Origin of the sequence: Pectobacterium sp. CHL-2024, from assembly GCF_044751765.1 — a bacterium.
Lineage (GTDB): Bacteria > Pseudomonadota > Gammaproteobacteria > Enterobacterales > Enterobacteriaceae > Pectobacterium > Pectobacterium brasiliense.
Genome location: NZ_JBIXKO010000009.1, coordinates 63,916 through 85,352 on the forward strand (window position 1 = coordinate 63,916; position 21,437 = coordinate 85,352).

The window sequence follows — 21,437 nt, forward strand, 5'->3', positions numbered from 1 at the left end:
AAGTCAGTTTATCAATACAAGGAAGCGCCATGAGCGATACCGCACTTTATGCCGCATTTGAACAGGCAGTGCCCGGATTTTCAGCACACGACATCATTACGCCAGCATTGAATAAATCGCATGGCGAATATGCACAGATCTATTGGCTGGATGATTTATTGGGGGAAGATTTTCTTTGTTATATCGAATGGAAAGAATTTGATCTTCAGGCGCTGGAAGCGTTAACCCCTATTAAACAAGCAGGGATCGCGTTATCTATAGACAGTTTGTTTGACGAACAGGGTTTCCCAATCGGAGACATCACTCCTGAAGAGTTCTTTTATGATGCATCCGGTTTTTACCTGCCAGTGTTACAGCAACAGTTACAACAAGCCGAATTGCAGTTGCTTGAAGTTGGATTACTTCAGAACGGCGACGTCTATTTACATGAAAATCCACGTTTTATCTGCACCACGACGGCTAAAGATAAGGTGGATCAGCTAAATCTGTGTCTGCAACAAAGAGGTCTGGTACTTTGCTGAAAATATCAGTGAGTGATACCCGTCATACGACAAGCCGCTTGTGCGCTGGCCACTCTGAAATACCCGACCCATCGCGGTTCTCGAAGATATACGAGTGAAGAAATACGAGTAGAAACTGGCGCAACACCAAACGATGTTGCGCCAGAAAAGCAGAAGAACTATGACAAGATAACTACAGCAGGATGCGCAGCATACGGCGCAGCGGTTCAGCGGCTCCCCACAGCAGCTGATCGCCGACCGTGAAGGCGGACAGGTATTCCGGCCCCATGTTCAGCTTACGCAGACGACCCACCGGCGTGGAGAGCGTGCCCGTTACCGCAGCAGGCGTCAGATCACGCATGGTGATATCGCGATCGTTCGGCACCACTTTCACCCAGTCATTGTGGGTTGCCAGCAGTTGTTCGATTTCCGGCAGCGCCACGTCTTTTTTCAGTTTGATGGTGAACGCCTGGCTGTGGCAGCGCAGTGCGCCGACGCGCACGCAGAGGCCGTCAACAGGAATGACGCTACTGGTGCTAAGAATCTTGTTGGTTTCCGCCTGACCTTTCCACTCTTCGCGGCTCTGGCCGTTATCCAACTGCTTGTCGATCCACGGAATCAGGCTACCTGCCAACGGCACGCCGAAGTTATCAGTTGGCAGCGAACCGCTACGGGTCAGCGCTGTCACTTTACGTTCGATATCCAGAATCGCAGAGGCCGGATCCTGCAGCTCTTTCGCCACTTCACCGTGTAACGATCCCATCTGGGCCAGCAGTTCACGCATGTGACGCGCACCGCCACCAGAAGCCGCCTGATACGTCGCGGCAGAAACCCACTCCACCAGATTGTTCGCAAACAGACCGCCCAATGACATCAGCATCAGGCTGACGGTACAGTTGCCGCCGGCAAAGGTTTTGATGCCTTTATCCAGACCTTGTTGAATCACGCCGTGGTTAACCGGATCCAGAATAATAATCGCGTCATCTTTCATACGCAGTGAGGATGCGGCATCGATCCAATAACCCTGCCAGCCACTTTCACGCAGCTTTGGGTAAACTTCATTGGTATAATCGCCGCCCTGACAGGTAATGATGATGTCCAGCGCGCGCAGTGCATCGATATTATAAGCATCCTGCAACACGCCTTTATGACCACCCAGCGCCGGAGCAGGCTCGCCGTGCTGAGAAGTCGAAAAGAATACCGGGTGAATCACATCAAAGTCGCGTTCTTCCACCATGCGCTGCATGAGAACCGAGCCGACCATACCGCGCCAGCCAATAAAACCAACATTTTTCATGGTAACTGTCCTGCTTTGGGGGTAACAAAAAGAATTCTGGCTAACGTCGATAGCGCTTAGTGATTGCTGGTTCGGTGATCTCCCGCAGAGGTCGCGCGCGCGTCGTGTCGTAAACCCGTAAATAATTGTGTCATTCAGCCTTACAAAATGTACCTAAAGTCGCAAGTGAATTTATTCGATAGTACGCCCTTTTTCAGCAGTCATTCTAATATCATCAACCTGGCACAGGATAATCACGTTGGTCAGCCCGTGAAGATGGCCCAGGTCAGGAAACAAGGTTTCGGGAGTAAAAAACCAAAATGACAGAAATGATCTCCGCAACAGTGCTGCTGTTGCTCATTATGGATCCACTCGGCAATCTGCCGATTTTCATGTCCGTACTCAAACACCTCGACCCCAAACGCCGACGTGTGGTGCTAATCCGTGAGATGCTGATCGCACTCGGGCTGATGCTGATCTTCCTGTTCGCCGGTGAACGCATTCTGGCATTCCTGAATCTGCGCACCGAAACCGTGTCGATTTCCGGCGGTATCGTGCTGTTCCTCATCGCGATTCGTATGATTTTCCCTTCGCAGGAAGGCAATAGCAGCGGTCTGCCAGCCGGTGAAGAACCGTTTTTGGTGCCCATGGCGATTCCACTGGTAGCGGGGCCGTCGATCCTCGCGGCGCTGATGCTGCTGTCCCACCAGTATCCCAATCAACTACCTCACCTGACGCTGGCGCTGTTTATCGCCTGGACGATTTCATTCATCATCCTGCTAATGTCGGATGTGTTCTTGCGTTTGCTGGGTGAGAAAGGCGTGAGTGCGCTGGAGAAATTGATGGGATTGATTCTGGTGATGCTATCGACGCAGATGTTCCTCGACGGCGTGCGTGCTTATATGAAGTTATAGAAATAGCACTTCGCCACCATGCAGATAGCGAAGCTCTACTCTAATCATTACAAAACGATTCTCAGAATGAAAACGGTGATAATGGAATAGAAGAGTAAAGCGTTTGCGCCATGGATGGCGCAATCCGAGCGTACAGGGATGTATTTACAGCGTCTTTACGATCTATCCATTATCACCGCGCGTCAGGCTTGCTTAACGCCCTCCGCGCAGGAGCGTTAGAGAAGAATACTCCCCACTAACGCCAGCAGGAACGCAATGGTGCCGAGCAGCGTTTCCATCACCGTCCAGGTTTTCAGGGTCGTTTTCTCATCCATTTCAAGGAAACGACTGACCAGCCAGAACCCGGAGTCGTTCACATGCGACAGCACAGTCGCCCCGCCCGCAATCGCCACTACGATAAAGCACAGGTCAAACTGGCTTAATCCCGTGGTCGCCGCCACTGTGGGTGCCATCAACGCCGCCGTGGTCGTCAGTGCCACCGTTGCAGAACCCTGTGCCACACGCAGTGCCATCGACACCACAAATGCAGCAACGATAACAGGCATGCCCGTATCTGCCAGTGCACCGGATAGCGCGTTGCCAATTCCGCTGGCACGCAGAACGCCACCGAACATGCCACCTGCGCCGGTTACCAAAATAATGGCGCAAATTGGCCCTAATGCCCCATCACAAACTTTTTCCAGATGCGCTCGGCTTTTGCTGCCGCTAAAGACCATCAAAGCAAAAAACACCGTGATCAGTAACGCAACAGGGGTTTTCCCTAGCATACGCAAGAACTGCACCACGCCGTTATCGCCGCTCACCATCCCCATTACCGTCAACGTGTTTAGCCCAGTATCGAGGAAAATCAACACCAATGGCAGCAACAAAATACTCAGTACAACGGAAAAACGTGGTGGTTTAACGGTCGTATCCGTTTCAACAGCAGACAGGAAGCTCGCAGGCAGTTTGATGTCGAATTTTTTACCTGCATATAGGCCGTAGAGATACCCGCCGAAATACCAGGTTGGCAGCGCAATAAGCGTACCGATAATCACCAGCAGCCCGATGTTGGCACCTAACAATTCACTCGCTGCAACGGGGCCGGGATGTGGCGGTACCAAGGCGTGCATAGCAGCAAATGCGCCCGCCGCAGGAAACGCATATTTTAGTGTCGAGCCGCCGAAGCGCTTTGCCACGCTGAAAATAATCGGCAACATAACAACCAGACCCGCATCAAAAAAGATCGGGAAGCCGAACAGCAGAGAAGCAACCCCTAACGCAAAAGGTGCACGATGTTCGCCAAATTTATTAATTAGCGTATCCGCCAGCACATTCGCGCCGCCGGTCACTTCTAACAGGCGGCCAATCATTGCCCCTAGTCCAACCAGCAGGGCAACGGATGCCAGCGTACTACCGAAACCGCTCAGCAGCGTCGGTACAATCTTTTCGTAAGGTGTTTTTGTTACCAATGCTGTTACCAGACTGACGAGTGTCAGCGCCAGGAACGCATGGATTTTAAAGCGCATAATCAGCACCAGTAACAGTGCGACTGCACCAGCGGCAATGGTCAACAACACACTGGCGCTATAGGCGGAGGTGATTTCTGTCATCGTTAATAATCTCTTTAGGGCACTCGGTCTGGGTTGGCTAATTGTTTGTGAGATGCATCACATCATCATTTGATACCGGTAACATGATACGGGTAACATGTTAAAATCAGGAACTATCAAACACCATTTAATTTACATTTTGAGATAGAGATCAAATTATGTCAGGTCGAAGCATTATTCTGATGGGCGTATCAGGCAGTGGAAAATCCTCAGTTGGCGCTGAACTTGGCCGCGCCATTCAGGCAAAATTTATTGACGGCGACGATCTGCACCCGCGCGCGAATATCCAGAAAATGGCCAGCGGTACGCCATTGAATGACGACGACCGCGCACCGTGGCTGGAGCGACTCAGCGATGTTGCCTACAGCCTGGCGCACAAAAACGAGACGGGCATCATCGTCTGTTCCGCGCTGAAAAAGCGTTACCGCGACCGCCTGCGCGAAGGCAACGAAAAGATGGTGTTTATCTATTTGAAAGGCAGCTTTGAGCTGGTTCTGGAGCGTCACAAAGCCAGAGCAGGCCACTTCATGCCGACAGACCTACTGAAAAGCCAGTTCGATGCGCTGGAAGAACCGGGTAGCGATGAGCCGGATGTCCTGAAAGTCGATATTGACGGCACCCGGGAAGACGTCGTGCAGCGCTGCGTTGACGCACTGCGCGCGGCAGGCTAACCCAGCGCTTAGAGGCTTTCGCCGTCCAGCACGGTAAAGCCGACATCGACCCTCTCCTGCGTAACTGGCTCGCCACGCAGACGAGCCAGCAGTTGTTCGGTGCCGACGCGTCCCATGTGTTCACGCGGTGTCAGTACGCTAGCCAGCTTCGGCACCATCGCCTGACCAATGTCGTGCCCGTGGAAACCCGCTACGCCAATGTCATCCGGCACACGTAGCCCCTGCCGCTGGCATTCGAACATCGCACCGACGGCTAAGTCGTCATTGGTACAAAATACGCTATCGACCTGCGGGTATTCCGCCTGTGTCTGCCGCAGCAATTCGCCACCGAGCGAATAGGACGACGCCCGCTCGCTCATCACGCAATAACTCTTGAGCCCGCTTTCCCACATCGCCTGCTCGTAGCCCTGACTGCGCATAATCGTACGCTCATCCTGACGCGCACCGAGATAGACGATATGACGATGCCCCAGCGCGACCATACGCAATGTCATCTGTCGAGCGGCTTCAACGTTATCAAACCCGACGGCCATATCCAGACAGGGTGAGACGGAATCCATCAGCTCAACGACCGGAATGCCAGCAACGTCCAGCATCTGGCGCGTTCGCGGCGTGTGGGTACGTTCAGCCAGAATAAGCCCATCGATGTGATACGACAGCAGTGACGTCAGGCGCTGTTCTTCTCTGTCAGGATGATAACCATAGTGCGCCAGCATGGTCTGGTAGCCGTGCGCTTCCGCCGTGCGTTCAATCCCGCGCAAGACTTCGGCGAAAACCTGATTAGTTAATGACGGCAGCAGCACGCCAATCGCCCGGCTGGTGGAGCTGGCGAGCATATTCGGCGCGAGGTTGGGGATATAGCCCAGCTCATCCAATGCAATAGCGATCTTTTCCTGCAACGCGGCGGATACCTGAGCAGGATTACGCAAATAACGGCTTACCGTCATTTTGGTAATCCCCACGCGATCAGCAACGTCCTGGAGAACGGGTCTTTTTTTCTTCATCGTCGACTAAAATGCCTGAAAAACAGTAATCTAAGTCTAACAAAAAAAGCATTAAGAAAGTAAAGGCAAAGGGGCAGAATCTGAATGATGTAATCAGGTCATGATAAATAAAAAGCCCGCGTCCTTTCCTACGCGGGCTTCTTCATTTTTCTCACTCGCCGTTATACTGGCGGCAGATCAAACAGCAGGATTTCGCTGTCCTCGCTGGCGTGTACGGAGATCGCCGTTTCGTCCCAAACCGCGAATGCATCGCTGGCTTCCGCTTTCTGGCCGTTAATCTCTACCGTACCGCGCACCACCTGAACCCAGACGCGGCGACCGGCCTGAATCTGGTACACCGATTGTTCCTGCGCTTTCAGCGCCCAGCGCCACAGCGTCATGTCCTGAAAGACTTTCAGCGAACCTTCACGCGCATCCGGAGACAGCACCAGCTGACGCCCTTGCTGCACATCAAAGCGTTTCTGCTCGTAGCGCGGCGCCAGCCCGGTTTTTTCCGGGATAATCCAGATTTGATACAGGTGCAGCTGTTCGTCTTTGCTGGCATTGTATTCAGAGTGACGAATACCCGTGCCCGCACTCATAATCTGGAACTCGCCCGCTGGCACCTGCTCTTTATTTCCCATGCTGTCCTGATGTTCAACCGCACCGGACAATACATAGGTCAGAATTTCCATATCTTTATGCGGATGCGTGCCAAAGCCCTGACCGCCCTCAATAAAGTCTTCATTAATGACGCGCAGTGCCGAAAATCCCATGAAATCAGGATCGTAATAATCGGCAAATGAGAACGTGTGCCAGCTGTCGAGCCAGCCGTGATTCGCATGTCCGCGATCTTGCGCTTGACGTAAATAGATCATGTTATTTCCTCCCGCGTTTTTGATAAGGAAAGTGTAACGGGCGGCGATAAATAAGATAGCGCAAAAAACTCACCGCTCTGTTCGAAAAATCAGAACAGGATGTCGCATTGAGAAATAAGAACTGAGAAATGGCGGAACCAGAGAATCACTCTGGTTCCGTGTTCAACGATTACTTAACCACACCTAACGCTGTCGGATCGGGATATAACATCACCCACCGACCATTATCATTGCTAACGCCCGTTCCCGTCGCTGAAATTTGATAGGTGTCAGGATCCATAATGAGGAAGCGCTTATTCGACACGGCCAATAGCGTTCCGTTACCGTTGCCGGAATCGGTATAAATAAAAGATTCGCTGTCGGTTATATTGTCTGCAGACGCCACTAAACGCCCATCAGCGGTGGCAGAAATATATTTCCCCGTCTGTATCGAGCGGAAAGCGAATCTATTTTGATTAAGATAAATTGCCTGAATTCCACTATTTACCGACGGATTTACGCCATTGACGATAATGGGCGTTGATTCGCCAGTAACCGTGGCCAGCGTCCCGGTATTATCCTGATTCCTGTATTTGCTGACCGATTGCAGAACGATAGACATTGGGCGTGAGGCGGAATCCTCCGTAGCATTAATAAGCCCTTCATAAGAGGGATGGTCAAAATAGAATTTACCTATCGGCATACGGCTGATGACGTCTTTCGTGTAAGGCAGTTTGGCTTCAGGCACGCCAGCAGCAGTGAATAAACTGAAAATCCCCCGATATATTGGCCTGAATTCACCACGAAACGCAGAAGAGATGGTCAGGCCAGGGATCCATGAGCGCCCTTTTCCCATATCCGCAAGCGTATAACCTTTGCCAGGAATCGGCGTATAGGGCACCGTATATCCCAGATTATATTTCGCTGTATATTCCGCAGCCTTAACAAGCGGATAGCTATTATTCGGGTAGCTCACCATATCTGCACCGCTTGTATGATACTGGCGCTGGTTATAGCCAATCTGCGCCGCCATCACTAATAAGCCTAATCCCCCTTGCGCATGCGCCTGATCGCGGCCGCTCTCCTGCAATTGGCCATTATCATTTTGTACATAATGGATAACCGAGCCGTTGCCCTCGCCCTGCTTAAAATACGTTACGGCATTATTATATATTTCAGAATCGTTCAGCCAGACGCCTAAGCTCAGGTTAAATACCGTGTCGGCCGCGTCCCAATTACCATTCGCCCAACCGCCATTTACCTGACCATACGTGATGGTCAATGGGTAAAATACGTTGGTCATCATTTTACTAAACTGCGCAATATCGGCAGACGACCAGCCGCTTCCGGTATAACGCAAAATTTCAGCCGCATTAAGCAATTTATAACCATATAGGCTGGCGGCCAGCTGTGCGTCATTACCTTTAATTGCCGTTAATGTCGTTGACCAGCCGTTCAGAATTTTTATCGCCGCATTCGCATAGGCGGGATTTTTTGTCACCGCCCATTCAATTGCGAGGGACAATGCGGCGGAAGCACTATTCTGTAGCTCGCCGTTTCCCGTATTCCCATTCGTGGGGTCGTTCCGGTATACCACCGCTTTTGGTGTGACCGAATAGGTGGAGCTTGCCAAATAGTGAGATTGCAGCAGTTGCCAATCCGTATACCAAGGCTCTTGCTTATTATTGACACCTGCCTTCATCCGCTCCAGATCGGCCTGCGTATAAAGCATACCCGGATGCAGGAAGGCTTTATCGTTGGCGGCCGCGTGGCCCACTCTGAGTTCACTTAGAAACAGACTCAACAATATAATTATTAAGAAAAAAACACCTTTTTTCTTACTCAAGCAGCTATCCATAAACAGTTTCCCTTTTATTGATTGACCTCTATGGCGGTGCGATACCCGTTCGTTTTTCCAGAACGGTATCATCAATAATCGATCGGCAAGGCAATCACCAGCACGATGTATCGGTAAAACCAGAGAATGGTTTATGGCGGTGGATTAAGGGAGAAGGCTTTCGGAAGATCTGAGACGGGCAGTTCGGGCGTTCGACAGGCAAAAAAAAAGCCAGCACCCGAGCTGGCTAAATAATACTGGAAGCAATGTGAGCAATGTCGTGCCTTCACGGGGAAGCCGAATCGTCATGAACACCATCGGTAATTAACACAGGCACATGACATCGTTCCCCGGAACGCACAGCAATAATAATCATTATCATTCGCACTTGTAAAGTGCTTTTTGCGATAAATTCTTATTCTCAATACGAGCTGAGTGACAGCCCGTTTTGCTCCCCTTCTGTTTGTTACTCTGGCTGCGCCAGTGACCTCGCCAACAGGGTGATCGGGTGCTCACACCGTTTGCTGGTCGACATCTCAATCTGCCATTTACAGGTTTCGCAGTCCGTTACTACGATATCAACGCCGCTCTCTTCAATCTGCTGGAACAGCGGTGCGCCAATGCCTTGCGACGTGGCGTAATTCTCTTTCTTGAAGCCATAGGTGCCCGCAATACCGCAGCACTGGGAATCCAGCATCACCAGCTCAAGGCCGGGGATGCGTTGCAGCAGCGCCAGGGTATACGCCGTCCAGCCCATCCTCTCCAGATGGCAGGGCGTGTGATACGCCACCCGCAGCGGCAATTTACCCAGCGGCAGCGTGCGACCTTCTTCTTCCAGCAGGCGGTAGAGCTGGCGCGTCACCAGTTCGACACCATCGCGCACATGGCCGTTATCCACCCCCAGCAAATGCGGATATTCGTCCCGCAGCGTGAACGTACAGCTGGATGACGTCGCGACTACCGGCAGGGATTTCTGATTGATTGCCTCATCCAGCGATTTGATATTCGCATGTGCCTGCTTTCTGGCCTTGTCGTGAAAACCATTGGCAATTAGCGGCACGCCGCAGCACTTCTCTTTATTCAGTAACTGGACGCCAATGCCCATCGCGTTGAAGACCTGAACCAGATCTTTACCCAGCTGTGGATGGTTGTAGTTCACATAGCAGCCGTGAAAGTAGGCGATCTGCTCATCATAAGCCTGTTGCTTTGCTGCCTGTTGGCGATACCAGCGCCGGAAGGTGCCGAATGAATATTTCGGCAACTGGCGACGATGGTCGATTTTCAACGCCTTATCCAGCAGTTGGCGCACGGGTTTCAGGCTGGTCGCCGTATTCACCAGCAGCGCAAACGGCGTGGCAATCGACCCCATGAGATCGGTATGACTCAGAATCGCATCGCGCAGCGTCGGCTTGTGGGTGCTGTGCGTCCCCTTTGCACGCTGAATAATGTCACCAATCTTGACATCCGACGGGCACGCGACCTCACAACGTTTGCAGTTGGTGCAGTATTTCAGCGCATCATCATACAGCGCCGGATCTTTGCGCCGCAGGCGTTCGCCGTCCGGCCCGGCCTGTTTCGGGCCGGGATAAAGTGGGTTCACGCGTGAAACCGGACAGTACGTGGTACAGACCGTACACTTAATGCAATCTTCAAAACTGTTATCGCTAAGCAGGCTCATGGGTTGCCCTCCTTCAAAATCTGTTCGGCAACATGAAGTGCGCTGAGCAAGGAAACCCCCGCTCCACATCCCTGTACAATCGGGTCGAAGCCTTCCAGCACCGCGCCAATCGCGTACAGGTTGTTGACCGTTTCGCCCCCAATGCACGGATGCAGGTATTCATCGACAATTGCGCCAAATTGCAGATAAGGCTGTGGCGCAAACACATCCTGCTGGCTCCAGCCCTCGCGCTGGTCAGCGAATCGAACGTCCAGCCCAAAGACCGGTTCGGTCACCCGATCAAACTGCGTCACCAGCCCATTACTGAAAAAGCTGCCGCTCGCCAGCACCGCATGCTTCGCCCGCAACGGAATATCGCGATGATGGTGGCTATGGATCGCAATCTCCTGCGGAGACAGCGAGGCGCGCACCGCACGATCTCCCGGCATCACCATCCCACCCAGTTGGCGAAAGCGCTGCGACAGCGCCTGATGCAAGCGTAACCCGAGCAATGACGGCGGCAATGTCGGCAACAGCAGCACCGGTTTACCTAACGCATCAGCAAGTTCATTGATGATTTCAGGGCTGTCCAAGCCCAGACAGGCTGGCATGATGATGGCATCGTTACCGTTAGCCAGAAGCGACAATTCCTCCAGCAGCGCCGAGCGATTTTCCGGTCGGTCGAGCACACGGGCGATATTAACCGCGCGGAATTCGCTGGGGTTCTGACGCAATCGATCCAGCACGGGCAGCTTGAGTTCATCACTGCGGGCCGCGATCCCCTGCGTCTGAAGCGTACCGGCCACAATACGGGACTGAAAATCCAGAAAGCCTTCGATACCCGCAATCAGCGGATTATCGCCAAAGCGGGAATCCGGCAAACCACGCGTGACGCCATCGACCGGGCTCAGCCAGCAGGCGCGAAACTTACCTAGCGGCGTCATGCGCCAGTGGTTTTGCTGATGATTGCCCTGCAGGGTGATATTGCTGCGTTCCAACAGCGCCTCGGCCTGTGGCAACAGCGCCGCCACTGCCGCCGCGCCCATGCGGGAATAAGGGTGGTGAGGAGCCTGATGCGCCAGTTCATCCAGCGCATCGAGCGGCTGGCTCACGGGCTGCCCGTCAGGAAGATGGGAGAGTAAATCCAGCGCACCGGAAGAAAAATGCAGCGCATTCTGTCCCGCGCTAACAATCGCACAGCGTTTTCCCTGCTCCGCCAGGCGAATACCGCAGGTCAATCCCGCCAGTCCGCCACCGATAATCACAACGTCATAGCGCATGACGATCCTCCTGACTGTCGCTGGCCGTCAGGCCGCACAATCCCTGATAAATCCAGCTGGTAAACTCGCTTTCGCGCAGCGCATTGCCCCACGCAATCGGGCGAATACCTTTCCAGCGTTCGTTCAAAAACTGGCTGAGCTGCGTGAGCGATTGCTCCGGCGTCGCGGTGCCCAGACGGCACAGCAGACCCGCCGCACGACAGGCACAGAGTTCACCCTGACAGGTGCCCATACCCACGCGGGTGCGCCGACGTAAATCAATCAGGTTATTCACCTGTAACGATTCCACGGCGTAGCGCACTTCCCCCGCCGTCACCGCCTCACATTCGCACACCAGACTGCGGTCCAGACGTTCACCGGACAGCATTCTTCCGGCACGTTCACCGTGGCGATAAATCGCCGAACCGCGCAGTGGCGCAGAGAGCGGTTTTGCTGCAGGGTAAGCAGACAGGGGGTGAGGAGCGGACTTCACCTCCTCCAGCAATTCAGAACCGGGCAGCGGCGTATGTGCTGTCGAGCAGGCCACGTCATGACCCAGCTTTTTGCAAATAGCGTCAGTCACCCACTCCGCCATCAGGCGGTAGGTCATCAGCTTGCCGCCGGTGATGGTAATAAATCCTTCCAGCCCGTCGCGGCTGGCATGGTCGAGCAAGACAATGCCGCGGCTTACGCTACGCCCGCTCGGGTCGCTATCGCTGGCAACCAGCGGTCGGACGCCGGCATAGGCGCGCAAAATTCGCGTGCTCGCCAACGTCGGCGCCAGCATCGACCCTTCCCGCATCAGCGTTTCCACCTCGGCAGGCGTCACCAGCATATTGTCGATTTGATCGTAATCGATGTGGGTTGAGGTGGTGCCAATCAGCGAAATGGTATCGCCCGGCACCAGAATGTCGGCATCCGCCGGTTTACGACAGCGGTTGATCACCATGTTGTTGATGCGATGCCCAAGAATCAACAGCGCACCTTTTGCCGGGAACATCCGCACGCGCAGATCGGCATATTCCGCAATGTGTTGCCCCCAAATACCGCCCGCGTTGACCACCACCTGTGCGTAGATTTCTGTTTCTACACCTTTTTTATGGTCGAAAACGCGCACGCCGGTAATACGATCGCCCTTGCGAATCAGCCCGATGACCTCGTGATAGGTCAGCACTTCCGCACCGTGCTCGCAGGCATCAATCATGTTGGCCGCCGTCAGGCGAAAAGGATCGACCGAACCATCCGGCACGCGCACCGCGCCAATCAGCGTCGGATTTGCTGCCGGTTCCAGTCGTAACGCTTCCCGCGGGTCCAACGCCTGTGCGCTAATCCCCGCCTGCTGACAGGCGGTAATAAACTGAGCCTGCCAACCGAGATCGTCTTCGGGCAAGGTGATAAACAGACCGTCAGTAGGCTCAATACAGTGGCGAGCAATCCGCCGGAGAATCTGGTTTTCTTCAATACATTCGCGGGCAGACTCGCCATCGGTTACTGCATAGCGGGCCCCGCTGTGTAATAAGCCGTGATTACGCCCGGTTGCGCCGGTCGCAATGTCATAACGTTCAAGCAGCAGGCAGCGCAGTCCACGCAGGGCACAATCCCGTGCCGTTCCTGCTCCCGTTGCACCACCGCCGATGACAACCACGTCAGTTTCACGCCAGTTCCCCGTATTTTGCTTCATGTTCTCGCTCCAGGCGGATGGTCTACATGTTGCTATTGGGACACAGAAAGAAGGGTTAATGTTTGATAAAGAGCAAAAACGAACACTAAACGAAAATAAAGCGGGGTTTAAAAACAATAAGTGTGATTTAGGTCACTAAAACCGCACTGTGGAATTTTCCGATTCTGTTAACATGAGCGCAAAAATCGTCACAGTTTCATAAAAGTGTAACATCAGCGTCATGAATCACACTCATTTGCACGCTATCCCCTTACAATAACGTTCGTAATAGAACAAAAAAGCTATCGTTTTTTTTCGCATTGGAGATATCTATGCTGAGTATTTTTAGGCCCGCCGCCCACCAGCCGCGCGTGTCGCAAGAACACGTTGATCCGCTCTATCGCCGCCTGCGCTGGCAGATTTTCATGGGGATCTTTTTTGGCTACGCCGCCTACTATCTGGTGCGTAAAAACTTCGCACTGGCCATGCCTTACCTGATTGAACAGGGCTTCTCACGCGGTGACCTCGGTTTTGCACTGTCAGGTATCTCTATTGCCTACGGCTTTTCCAAATTCATCATGGGATCGATATCCGACCGTTCTAACCCGCGCGTGTTCCTGCCTGCGGGTCTGATTCTGTCAGGTGCGGTCATGCTGTTCATGGGCTTCGTGCCGTGGGCAACGTCCAGCATTGCGATTATGTTCGTCCTGCTGTTCCTGTGCGGATGGTTCCAGGGTATGGGCTGGCCGCCGTGTGGACGTACGATGGTTCACTGGTGGTCACAGAAAGAACGTGGTGGCATCGTGTCCGTATGGAACTGTGCTCATAACGTCGGTGGTGGTATTCCTCCTCTGCTGTTCCTGCTGGGTATGGCCTGGTTCAACGACTGGAAAGCAGCACTCTACATGCCGGCCTTCGCCGCCATTCTGATTGCCATGATCGCTTTTGCACTGATGCGTGACACACCGCAATCCTGTGGTCTGCCACCGATTGAAGAGTACAAAAACGATTATCCGGTTGATTACAATGAAAAAGCGGAAGAAGAACTGACGGCTAAGCAGATCTTCATGCAGTACGTTTTCCCGAACAAACTGCTGTGGTACATCGCGATCGCCAACGTCTTCGTTTATCTGCTGCGTTACGGTATCCTCGACTGGTCACCGACCTACCTGAAAGAAGTTAAACACTTCGCACTGGATAAGTCTTCCTGGGCCTATTTCTTCTACGAATACGCAGGGATTCCGGGCACGCTGCTGTGCGGCTGGATGTCCGACAAGGTCTTCAAAGGCAACCGTGGTGCGACAGGCGTGTTCTTCATGACGCTGGTGACAATAGCAACCATCGTTTACTGGATGAACCCAGCCGGTAACCCGGGTGTGGACATGGCCTGTATGATCGTCATCGGCTTCCTGATTTACGGTCCGGTCATGCTGATTGGTCTGCATGCATTGGAACTGGCACCGAAAAAAGCAGCGGGTACTGCAGCGGGCTTCACCGGCCTGTTCGGTTACCTCGGCGGTTCCGTTGCCGCTAGCGCCATCGTCGGCTACACCGTTGACTTCTTCGGTTGGGACGGCGGCTTCATGGTCATGATCGGCGGCAGCATTCTGGCGGTACTTCTGCTGGTTATTGTTATGCTGAATGAGAAAAAGCATAAAGCAGAGTTAGCCAGTCGCGCCTAACCCGCTCTTGTAAGCATCCCTCTGGCGGCGTCATAACGACGCCGCCTTTCTCTCAACAGAAAGAGGTTTGATCGCATGAACGTTACCGTAACATCTCTACTCTCCGCCCTCGCACTCTCCGTTTCCTTTAGTGCTTTCGCTTCATCAACCGACAAAATCGTTATTGCCCACCGCGGTGCCAGCGGCTATCTGCCCGAGCATACGCTTCCGGCAAAGGCGATGGCCTACGCTCAGGGTGCCGATTATCTGGAGCAGGATCTGGTGCTCACCAAAGATAACGCGCTCATTGTGTTGCACGATCACTATCTGGATCGCGTGACCGACGTGGCAGAACGTTTTCCACAACGCGCCCGTAAAGATGGACGCTTTTACGCTATCGACTTCACGCTAAAAGAGATCAAGTCGCTGAAGTTCACCGAAGGATTCGACATCAAAGACGGCAAGCAGGTCCAGAGCTACCCGAACCGTTTTCCGATGTGGAAATCCGACTTCCGTATTCATACCTTTCAGGAAGAAATTGAATTTATTCAGGGTCTGAACCACTCGACCGGCAAGAACATCGGACTCTACCCCGAAATCAAAGCACCGTGGTTTCACCATCAGGAAGGGAAAGACATCGCGCGCGAAACGCTGGCCGTGTTGAAGCAGTATGGCTATACGAAAAAAAGCGATAAGGTCTTCCTGCAATCGTTTGATGTCGCAGAGCTAAAGCGCATCAAAACCGAATTGCAGCCGCAGATGAAGATGGATCTGAACCTGATTCAGTTGATTGCCTATACCGACTGGCATGAAACCTACGAGAAACAGGCCGATGGGACGTGGGTGAATTACAACTACGACTGGATGCAAAAGCCCGGCGCGATGCAGCAAATTGCGACCTATGCCGATGGTATCGGCCCGGACTATCACATGCTCGTCCAGAAAGGGGCGACACCTGATAAGATCACCTTTACCGATATGGTGAAGGAAGCCCACCAGCATAAACTTCAGGTACACCCGTTTACGGCAAGAGCTGACAGGCTACCGGCGTACGCCAGCGATATCGATCGGCTCTACGATATTCTCTACTATCAGGCGGATGTTGACGGGCTGTTCACCGATTTTCCCGACAAAGCGGTCGATTTCCTGAAAAAACCGCGCTGAGACTCAGCATTGCCATCGGGCACCGCGTGCCCGATGATGCGTCGGTCGATACTATACGACTTACTTCAGAAACAGACGGCTTACTTCAGAAACAGTTCCCGCAGGTAATTCGGCACCGCGCTGTCCGCGTTAGACCCAATCACTTCGCGATCCGGCAGCATATCTTTCAGGCGCTGATGCGCGTTCTGCATCACGCAGCCTTTACCCGCCATCGACAGCATTTCGTAGTCGTTCATTCCATCACCAAACGCCACACACTCTTTGAGCGAGAAGCCGATAATCTTCGCCACCTGCTCCAGCGCATGGCCTTTAGACACACCGCCCGCCATCACTTCCAGACAGGTAAGCGTCGAAAAGCTCACGTTGACGCGGTCGCCCCAGCGCGCATTGATCGCTTCTTCCAGCGGCAACAACTGTTCATGGGAATCACAGGTAAAGAACACCTTGCTGACGCCATCGGTTTCGAGCAATGCAGGTTCAAACAGCTTGTATTTAAAGATCGACTCTTTGAAGAAGCGCTCTTCTTCCGCGCGTGGACGGTTCATAAACCACTCATCATCGCGGTAAACGTGCGTCAGCATATCGGGGTTATTGTGTACGACGCTGTAAAGGTCACGGGCAATGTCCTGATCCAGGTTGTGGCTGAAAATCAGCTCGCCCTGCGAGTTGTGCACGCGCGCGCCATTCGAGGTAATCATAAATGCGCTGATGCCGAGGTTATCGCGGATCTGCGCGACATCCATGTGATGCCGTCCGGTAGCAAACACAAAGTGAATCCCTTTTTCCGTCAGCAGCCTGAGGGTTTCTTTCGCATACGGGGACAACGAGTGGTCAGGTGACAGCAGTGTGCCATCTAAATCGGAAGCAACGACATGGTACATAGCGATGAGATCTCACTTCTGGTGTGTTGTGGCGGCACGCGCCGCAAAAAATTAACGAGGTTGCTGGCGGCGTCCGTTGAACGGCGTGCCAACAGTCTAAAATTAATGATAACGCGCAAAGTGCGCCAAAATCAGCGCAAATGCCCGAGCGCGGAGGTTATCCGTTTCAAAGAGAATTTCATGCCGCGCACCGGGGATAACCTGCAACACGCCGTTTGAGTTAGCGTTACCGTTCTGTGCCAGCACCTGACAAAACGCATTCTGGCTGCGGTTATCCACCACGCGTTCCTCTCCCGCCTGTAGCAGCAGAAGCGGCGTGGTGACAGCGCTAGCCTGTGCCAGTAGCTGTTTTCCCGCCTGTATCGCCTCACGCACCCAATGATAGGTCGGGCCGCCGATGCGCAAATCCGGTGAGTCCGCATAAAATCGAATGCTGCGCTGGTAACGCTCACGGCTGTGTGTCAGCACATTCATCCGATAGGGCAACGGCCGCCACTGTCCGGTGCCGATGGCGTAATAATCACGTATTGCTGGGCGACGCTCCGCCCAATCGACGATCCATCCGACAACGCAATGAGGAAGCGGTAAATGAATGCCAAACATCGGCGCGCACAGCGCTACGGCATCAAACGTCTCAGGTTGGCGAATCAGCAGCTGTGCCAGAATCGCGCCACCCATCGAATGCGCTAAGGCAAACCGGCGGGTATAGTGCTTCGGGCCAATATGCTGCTGGCACAGCGTTTCAGCATCATCGACATAATCACTGAAGCGCACAACGTGTCCACGGTGTCCGTCTTGCAACACGCGACCCGAGCGCCCTTGCCCACGGTGATCCATGATGAGCACATCATAACCGCTATGAAAGAGGTCATAAGCGACTTCGCTATATTTGACATAGCTTTCGATACGGCCTGAGAAGACAACGACAATCTTATCGTGTTGGGGTGCGGTAAAGCGAACAAACCGGATCGGTACATCATCAACGCCGGAGAATTCGCCCTCTTCGCGCTGACGCCAGAAATCCAGTAATTCTCCGGTAGCAAAAGCGGCAAACTGCGCTTCTCGCGTTAACAGGTTCGAGGTTAACCCTTCAGGCGTTAACCGTTCCGACGTAAACAACGTATTGTGGCGTCGAATCATCACACCTCTCCGGTGACGCGGGAAAACAAAGCTAGCGGAAGAACATGACAAGCAGTGGAGCACCAGCGTATTGTGACATAAAAAACAGACAGACTCTCGTAATACAGAACGTGATTCAGGGGCATGCTTCATGACATTGGATTGGTGGTTAACCTATTTACTCACAACGCTTATTCTCAGCCTGTCGCCCGGCTCGGGTGCCATCAACACCATGAGTACCGGCATTAGCCACGGCTATCGCGGCGCAGCGGCCTCAATTTGTGGTTTACAGGTCGGGCTGGCGATTCATATCGTGCTGGTCGGCATTGGGTTAGGCGCGCTGCTTAATCAGTCGGTACTGGCTTTCGATATGCTGAAATGGCTGGGCGCGGCGTATCTGATTTGGCTGGGTATTCAGCAGTGGCGCGCCGCAGGCGCACTGGACCTTCAGGCGATCGCCAGCGCGATGCCGCGTCGTCGGCTCTTTAAACGTGCGGTGCTGGTGAATCTGACCAACCCGAAAAGCATCGTGTTTCTGGCGGCGCTGTTCCCGCAGTTCATTATTCCCCACCAGCCGCAGACTGCACAGTATCTGGTGCTAGGTATCACCACCGTGGTGGTCGATATCATCGTGATGATTGGCTACGCCACGCTAGCCACGCGTATCGCCGGATGGCTGAAAGGTCCACGGCAGATGAAGACGCTCAACCGGATATTCGGTTCACTGTTTGTTCTGGTCGGCGCGTTACTCGCTACGGCGAGAAAGGCCTGATTAAAAGACAGCGCGTCGTATCAGAGTACAGCGCGCTGTTTTTTTCTCGAAAGCAAATGCTCTTAGAGGGATATTCTCGCAGGGAAAGATTAGCGAGAGAAAATCAGGTGCAGGCCGAACCCGGTAAACAGCACACCCGCCACACCATCCACCCATTTCGCCAGACGCTGATAGCCACGACGCATTGCCGGTAGGGCGAAAACCATCGCGACCAGGCTGAACCAGATCAGCGTTTCAATCGAGATCAGCGCAAACAGCCCCCAGCGAGCGCCGCTACCGACGCTGTCGCCGACAAACAGCGAGAACACGCTACCGAAATAGATCAGCGCCTTCGGATTCGCCAGATTCGTCAATAGTCCACGCATGAAGGTTTTACCACGCTGAGGCAGTACCACCGCCGTTTCCTGCGTGGTTTCCAGCTGTGCTTTACGCCGAGCAGAACGCAGCATCTGCCAGCCCATCCAGCACAGGTACAGCCCGCCGCCGACGGTAATGGCCGTATGCAGCCAGGCCATTTTTTGCAACAGCAGGTGCAGCCCCAGCAGCGCGATAGCCGCCCAGACCACCACACCCAGAGAAATACCCAGCACACCCATCATCGCTTCACGGCGGGAACGGCTGGCCGCGGTTTGTGAAACAAAAAAGAAATCCGGTCCCGGGCTCATTAGTGCAATGAAATGCACCAGCGCCACCGTCAGAAATAGCATCAGCATCTTGGTTTTCCTGTTTTTAAATGCAATCAGATAAGGCGAGCGTTACTCGTCATCATTATCGACATGATCGCGAATCATGTTCATGAAAGGCGCACCGAAACGTTCGAGTTTACGGTGTCCAACCCCGTTGATATTCAGCAATTCACCCGCGGTGATCGGCATCAGTTCAGCCATCTCCAGCAGCGTGGCATCACTGAACACCACGTAAGGCGGAATATTGTCTTCATCCGCGATGGATTTACGCAGTTTGCGCAATTTGGCAAACAGTTTGCGGTCGTAATTTCCGCCGTAAGATTTTTGATTGGCGCGCGGCTTCAGGTTAATCACACGCGGCACGGCCAGCTGTAGCGGCATTTCCCCCCGTAACACGGGGCGCGCAGATTCGGTAAGCTGTACGGCGGAATGCATTGTGATGTTCTGGTTCAGCAAGCCCAGATGAATCAACTGGCGCAGCACGCTGACCCAATGCTCCTGCGATTTATCTTTACCAATACCGTAAACCGGCAGTTTGTCATGGCCGAAGTCACGGATACGTTGGTTATTCGCCCCGCGCAGCACTTCGACGACATACCCTAAACCAAAGCGCTGCCCAACGCGGTATACGCAGGAGAGCGCCTTTTGCGCTTCGACCAGCCCGTCATAGCGCTTCGGCGGATCGAGACAAATATCGCAGTTGCCGCAGGCTTCTTGGCGTCCTTCACCGAAATAATTCAGCAACACCAGACGGCGGCAGGTCTGCGCTTCGGCAAACGCGCCCATCGCATTGAGCTTATGACGCTCGATATCCAACTGCGGCCCAGCCGGTTTTTCTTCCAGACAGCGGCGCAGCCACGCCATATCCGCCGGATCGTAGAACAGCGCAGCTTCGGCAGCGAGGCCATCACGCCCAGCTCGCCCCGTTTCCTGATAGTAGGATTCGATGTTGCGCGGAATATCAAAATGCACCACGAACCGCACGTTAGGCTTGTTGATGCCCATACCAAACGCCACAGTCGCGACGACCACCTGAAGATCGTCACGCAGGAACGCTTCCTGCACCTGTGCACGCCGTTCGTTATCCAATCCAGCGTGATAAGCCCCTGCGCTCAACCCACGGGCCTGCAACCGTGCACAAATATCTTCCACGCGGGAGCGGCTGTTGCAGTAAATGATACCGCTTTTTCCACGCTGCCCCTGCACGAACATCCAGAGCTGGTCGAGCGGTTTGAACTTCTCCACCAGCGTGTAGCGAATATTTGGACGGTCAAAACTGCTGATCTGAATCAGCGGTGACTGAAGATCCAACAGGCGAACGATATCGTTCCGCGTGGTCTCGTCAGCCGTAGCGGTCAGCGCGATAAAAGGAAGATGCGGGAAACGCTGTTTAATCTGCCCCAGCGCCCGGTATTCAGGGCGGAAATCGTGCCCCCATTGGGAAATACAGTGCGCTTCATCCACCGCGATCAGAGCGATCTGCCAGTGGGCGAGATGATCGAGGAAACTGTCCGTCGTCAGGCGTTCAGGCGCAATATAAAGCAGCTTGATCTGACCCGTACGACAACCGGCCATCACCTCAAGCTGCTGCTCGCGCGTCTGTGTCGAATTCAGGCAGGCTGCCGAAACACCGTAGGCCTGCAGCTGATCGACCTGATCTTTCATCAGTGAAATCAACGGGGACACCACCAGCGTCAGCCCGTCCATCACCAGCGCAGGGATTTGATAGCACAGCGATTTGCCGCCGCCTGTCGGCATGATAACCAGACAGTCCTGCCCACTGAGCGTCGCGCTGATAATTTCCTGCTGACCCGGTCGGAATTGCTGGTAGCCGAACGTGTCCCGCAGAACCTGAACCGCCAGCGCTTCCTTATTCAATACTTCCGCCGTAGACACGCCTTCCCCAATTCAATGAAATCAAACAGGCGCTATTTTCAGCGCCGTTGGG

At 53.6% G+C, this 21,437-nt stretch carries 18 protein-coding genes; 6 read left to right on the forward strand and 12 right to left on the reverse strand.

Going from position 1 to position 21,437, the window contains the following annotated elements; all coding sequences use genetic code 11:
• The first annotated feature begins 29 nt into the window (after nt 1–29).
• A complete protein-coding gene (locus tag ACIPUG_RS14430; protein ID WP_080162961.1) occupies nt 30–521 on the forward strand; it encodes a hypothetical protein in 492 nt (163 codons plus the stop codon).
• Nucleotides 522–693: 172 nt separating this feature from the next.
• Here the strand turns inward: ACIPUG_RS14430 and asd are convergent, their stop codons facing one another.
• Entirely contained in the window at nt 694–1,797 is a 1,104-nt protein-coding gene (asd, locus tag ACIPUG_RS14435) for an aspartate-semialdehyde dehydrogenase (RefSeq protein WP_039510528.1), read from the reverse strand.
• 299 nt (nt 1,798–2,096) lie between these two features.
• Between asd and ACIPUG_RS14440 the strand changes: the two genes are divergently transcribed.
• Nucleotides 2,097–2,690: a YhgN family NAAT transporter gene (locus tag ACIPUG_RS14440; protein ID WP_014916905.1), complete on the forward strand. Its 594-nt coding sequence runs from the start codon at nt 2,097–2,099 to the stop codon at nt 2,688–2,690.
• Between the two features lie 215 nt (nt 2,691–2,905).
• On the opposite strand, the gene ACIPUG_RS14445 is transcribed toward ACIPUG_RS14440, so the two are convergent.
• On the reverse strand, nt 2,906–4,282 hold the full coding sequence (locus tag ACIPUG_RS14445) for a GntP family permease (protein ID WP_039466207.1): 1,377 nt from the start codon (nt 4,280–4,282) through the stop codon (nt 2,906–2,908).
• Nucleotides 4,283–4,440: 158 nt separating this feature from the next.
• On the opposite strand from ACIPUG_RS14445, the gene ACIPUG_RS14450 reads away from it, so the two are divergent.
• Nucleotides 4,441–4,953: a gluconokinase gene (locus ACIPUG_RS14450; RefSeq protein ID WP_010277892.1), complete on the forward strand. Its 513-nt coding sequence runs from the start codon at nt 4,441–4,443 to the stop codon at nt 4,951–4,953.
• Between the two features lie 8 nt (nt 4,954–4,961).
• Here the strand turns inward: ACIPUG_RS14450 and gntR are convergent, their stop codons facing one another.
• The 6 genes from gntR to glpA all read right to left on the reverse strand — a co-directional run bounded on the left by gntR (nt 4,962) and on the right by glpA (nt 13,227).
• Nucleotides 4,962–5,957, reverse strand: coding sequence for a gluconate operon transcriptional repressor GntR (gntR, locus tag ACIPUG_RS14455; RefSeq protein WP_014916907.1), 996 nt, complete (start codon nt 5,955–5,957; stop codon nt 4,962–4,964).
• A 161-nt stretch (nt 5,958–6,118) separates the two neighbouring features.
• Nucleotides 6,119–6,814: a pirin family protein gene (locus ACIPUG_RS14460; protein WP_014916908.1), complete on the reverse strand. Its 696-nt coding sequence runs from the start codon at nt 6,812–6,814 to the stop codon at nt 6,119–6,121.
• Nucleotides 6,815–6,983: 169 nt separating this feature from the next.
• Nucleotides 6,984–8,639 (reverse strand): alginate lyase family protein, encoded by a 1,656-nt coding sequence (locus ACIPUG_RS14465; protein WP_400338915.1) that lies wholly within the window; start codon nt 8,637–8,639, stop codon nt 6,984–6,986.
• 457 nt (nt 8,640–9,096) lie between these two features.
• The gene (glpC, locus tag ACIPUG_RS14470; protein WP_400338917.1) at nt 9,097–10,308 is read right to left on the reverse strand and encodes an anaerobic glycerol-3-phosphate dehydrogenase subunit GlpC; all 1,212 of its coding nucleotides are present in this window, start codon (nt 10,306–10,308) and stop codon (nt 9,097–9,099) included.
• Nucleotides 10,305–11,567, reverse strand: coding sequence for a glycerol-3-phosphate dehydrogenase subunit GlpB (gene glpB, locus ACIPUG_RS14475; RefSeq protein WP_014916911.1), 1,263 nt, complete (start codon nt 11,565–11,567; stop codon nt 10,305–10,307). The genes glpC and glpB overlap by 4 nt, the downstream gene beginning before the upstream one ends.
• Nucleotides 11,557–13,227 (reverse strand): anaerobic glycerol-3-phosphate dehydrogenase subunit A, encoded by a 1,671-nt coding sequence (gene glpA, locus ACIPUG_RS14480; protein ID WP_400338919.1) that lies wholly within the window; start codon nt 13,225–13,227, stop codon nt 11,557–11,559. Before glpA ends, glpB begins: the two co-directional genes overlap by 11 nt.
• A gap of 311 nt (nt 13,228–13,538) precedes the next feature.
• Between glpA and glpT the strand changes: the two genes are divergently transcribed.
• Together glpT and glpQ are read left to right on the forward strand one after the other, a co-directional pair.
• A complete protein-coding gene (gene glpT / locus ACIPUG_RS14485) occupies nt 13,539–14,888 on the forward strand; it encodes a glycerol-3-phosphate transporter (protein WP_400338922.1) in 1,350 nt (449 codons plus the stop codon).
• A 75-nt stretch (nt 14,889–14,963) separates the two neighbouring features.
• The gene (glpQ, locus tag ACIPUG_RS14490) at nt 14,964–16,031 is read left to right on the forward strand and encodes a glycerophosphodiester phosphodiesterase (RefSeq protein WP_400338925.1); all 1,068 of its coding nucleotides are present in this window, start codon (nt 14,964–14,966) and stop codon (nt 16,029–16,031) included.
• Nucleotides 16,032–16,111: 80 nt separating this feature from the next.
• Here glpQ and yigL read toward each other — a convergent pair whose 3' ends face one another.
• Entirely contained in the window at nt 16,112–16,912 is an 801-nt protein-coding gene (gene yigL / locus ACIPUG_RS14495; RefSeq protein WP_010294521.1) for a sugar/pyridoxal phosphate phosphatase YigL, read from the reverse strand.
• A 102-nt stretch (nt 16,913–17,014) separates the two neighbouring features.
• The gene (pldB, locus tag ACIPUG_RS14500) at nt 17,015–18,052 is read right to left on the reverse strand and encodes a lysophospholipase L2 (RefSeq protein WP_400338928.1); all 1,038 of its coding nucleotides are present in this window, start codon (nt 18,050–18,052) and stop codon (nt 17,015–17,017) included.
• A gap of 130 nt (nt 18,053–18,182) precedes the next feature.
• On the opposite strand from pldB, the gene rhtB reads away from it, so the two are divergent.
• The gene (gene rhtB / locus ACIPUG_RS14505; protein ID WP_039277662.1) at nt 18,183–18,803 is read left to right on the forward strand and encodes a homoserine/homoserine lactone efflux protein; all 621 of its coding nucleotides are present in this window, start codon (nt 18,183–18,185) and stop codon (nt 18,801–18,803) included.
• A gap of 89 nt (nt 18,804–18,892) precedes the next feature.
• On the opposite strand, the gene rhtC is transcribed toward rhtB, so the two are convergent.
• A complete protein-coding gene (gene rhtC / locus ACIPUG_RS14510) occupies nt 18,893–19,516 on the reverse strand; it encodes a threonine export protein RhtC (RefSeq protein ID WP_010284889.1) in 624 nt (207 codons plus the stop codon).
• Between the two features lie 42 nt (nt 19,517–19,558).
• The gene (recQ, locus tag ACIPUG_RS14515) at nt 19,559–21,385 is read right to left on the reverse strand and encodes an ATP-dependent DNA helicase RecQ (protein ID WP_010284890.1); all 1,827 of its coding nucleotides are present in this window, start codon (nt 21,383–21,385) and stop codon (nt 19,559–19,561) included.
• Nucleotides 21,386–21,437: the final 52 nt, after the last annotated feature.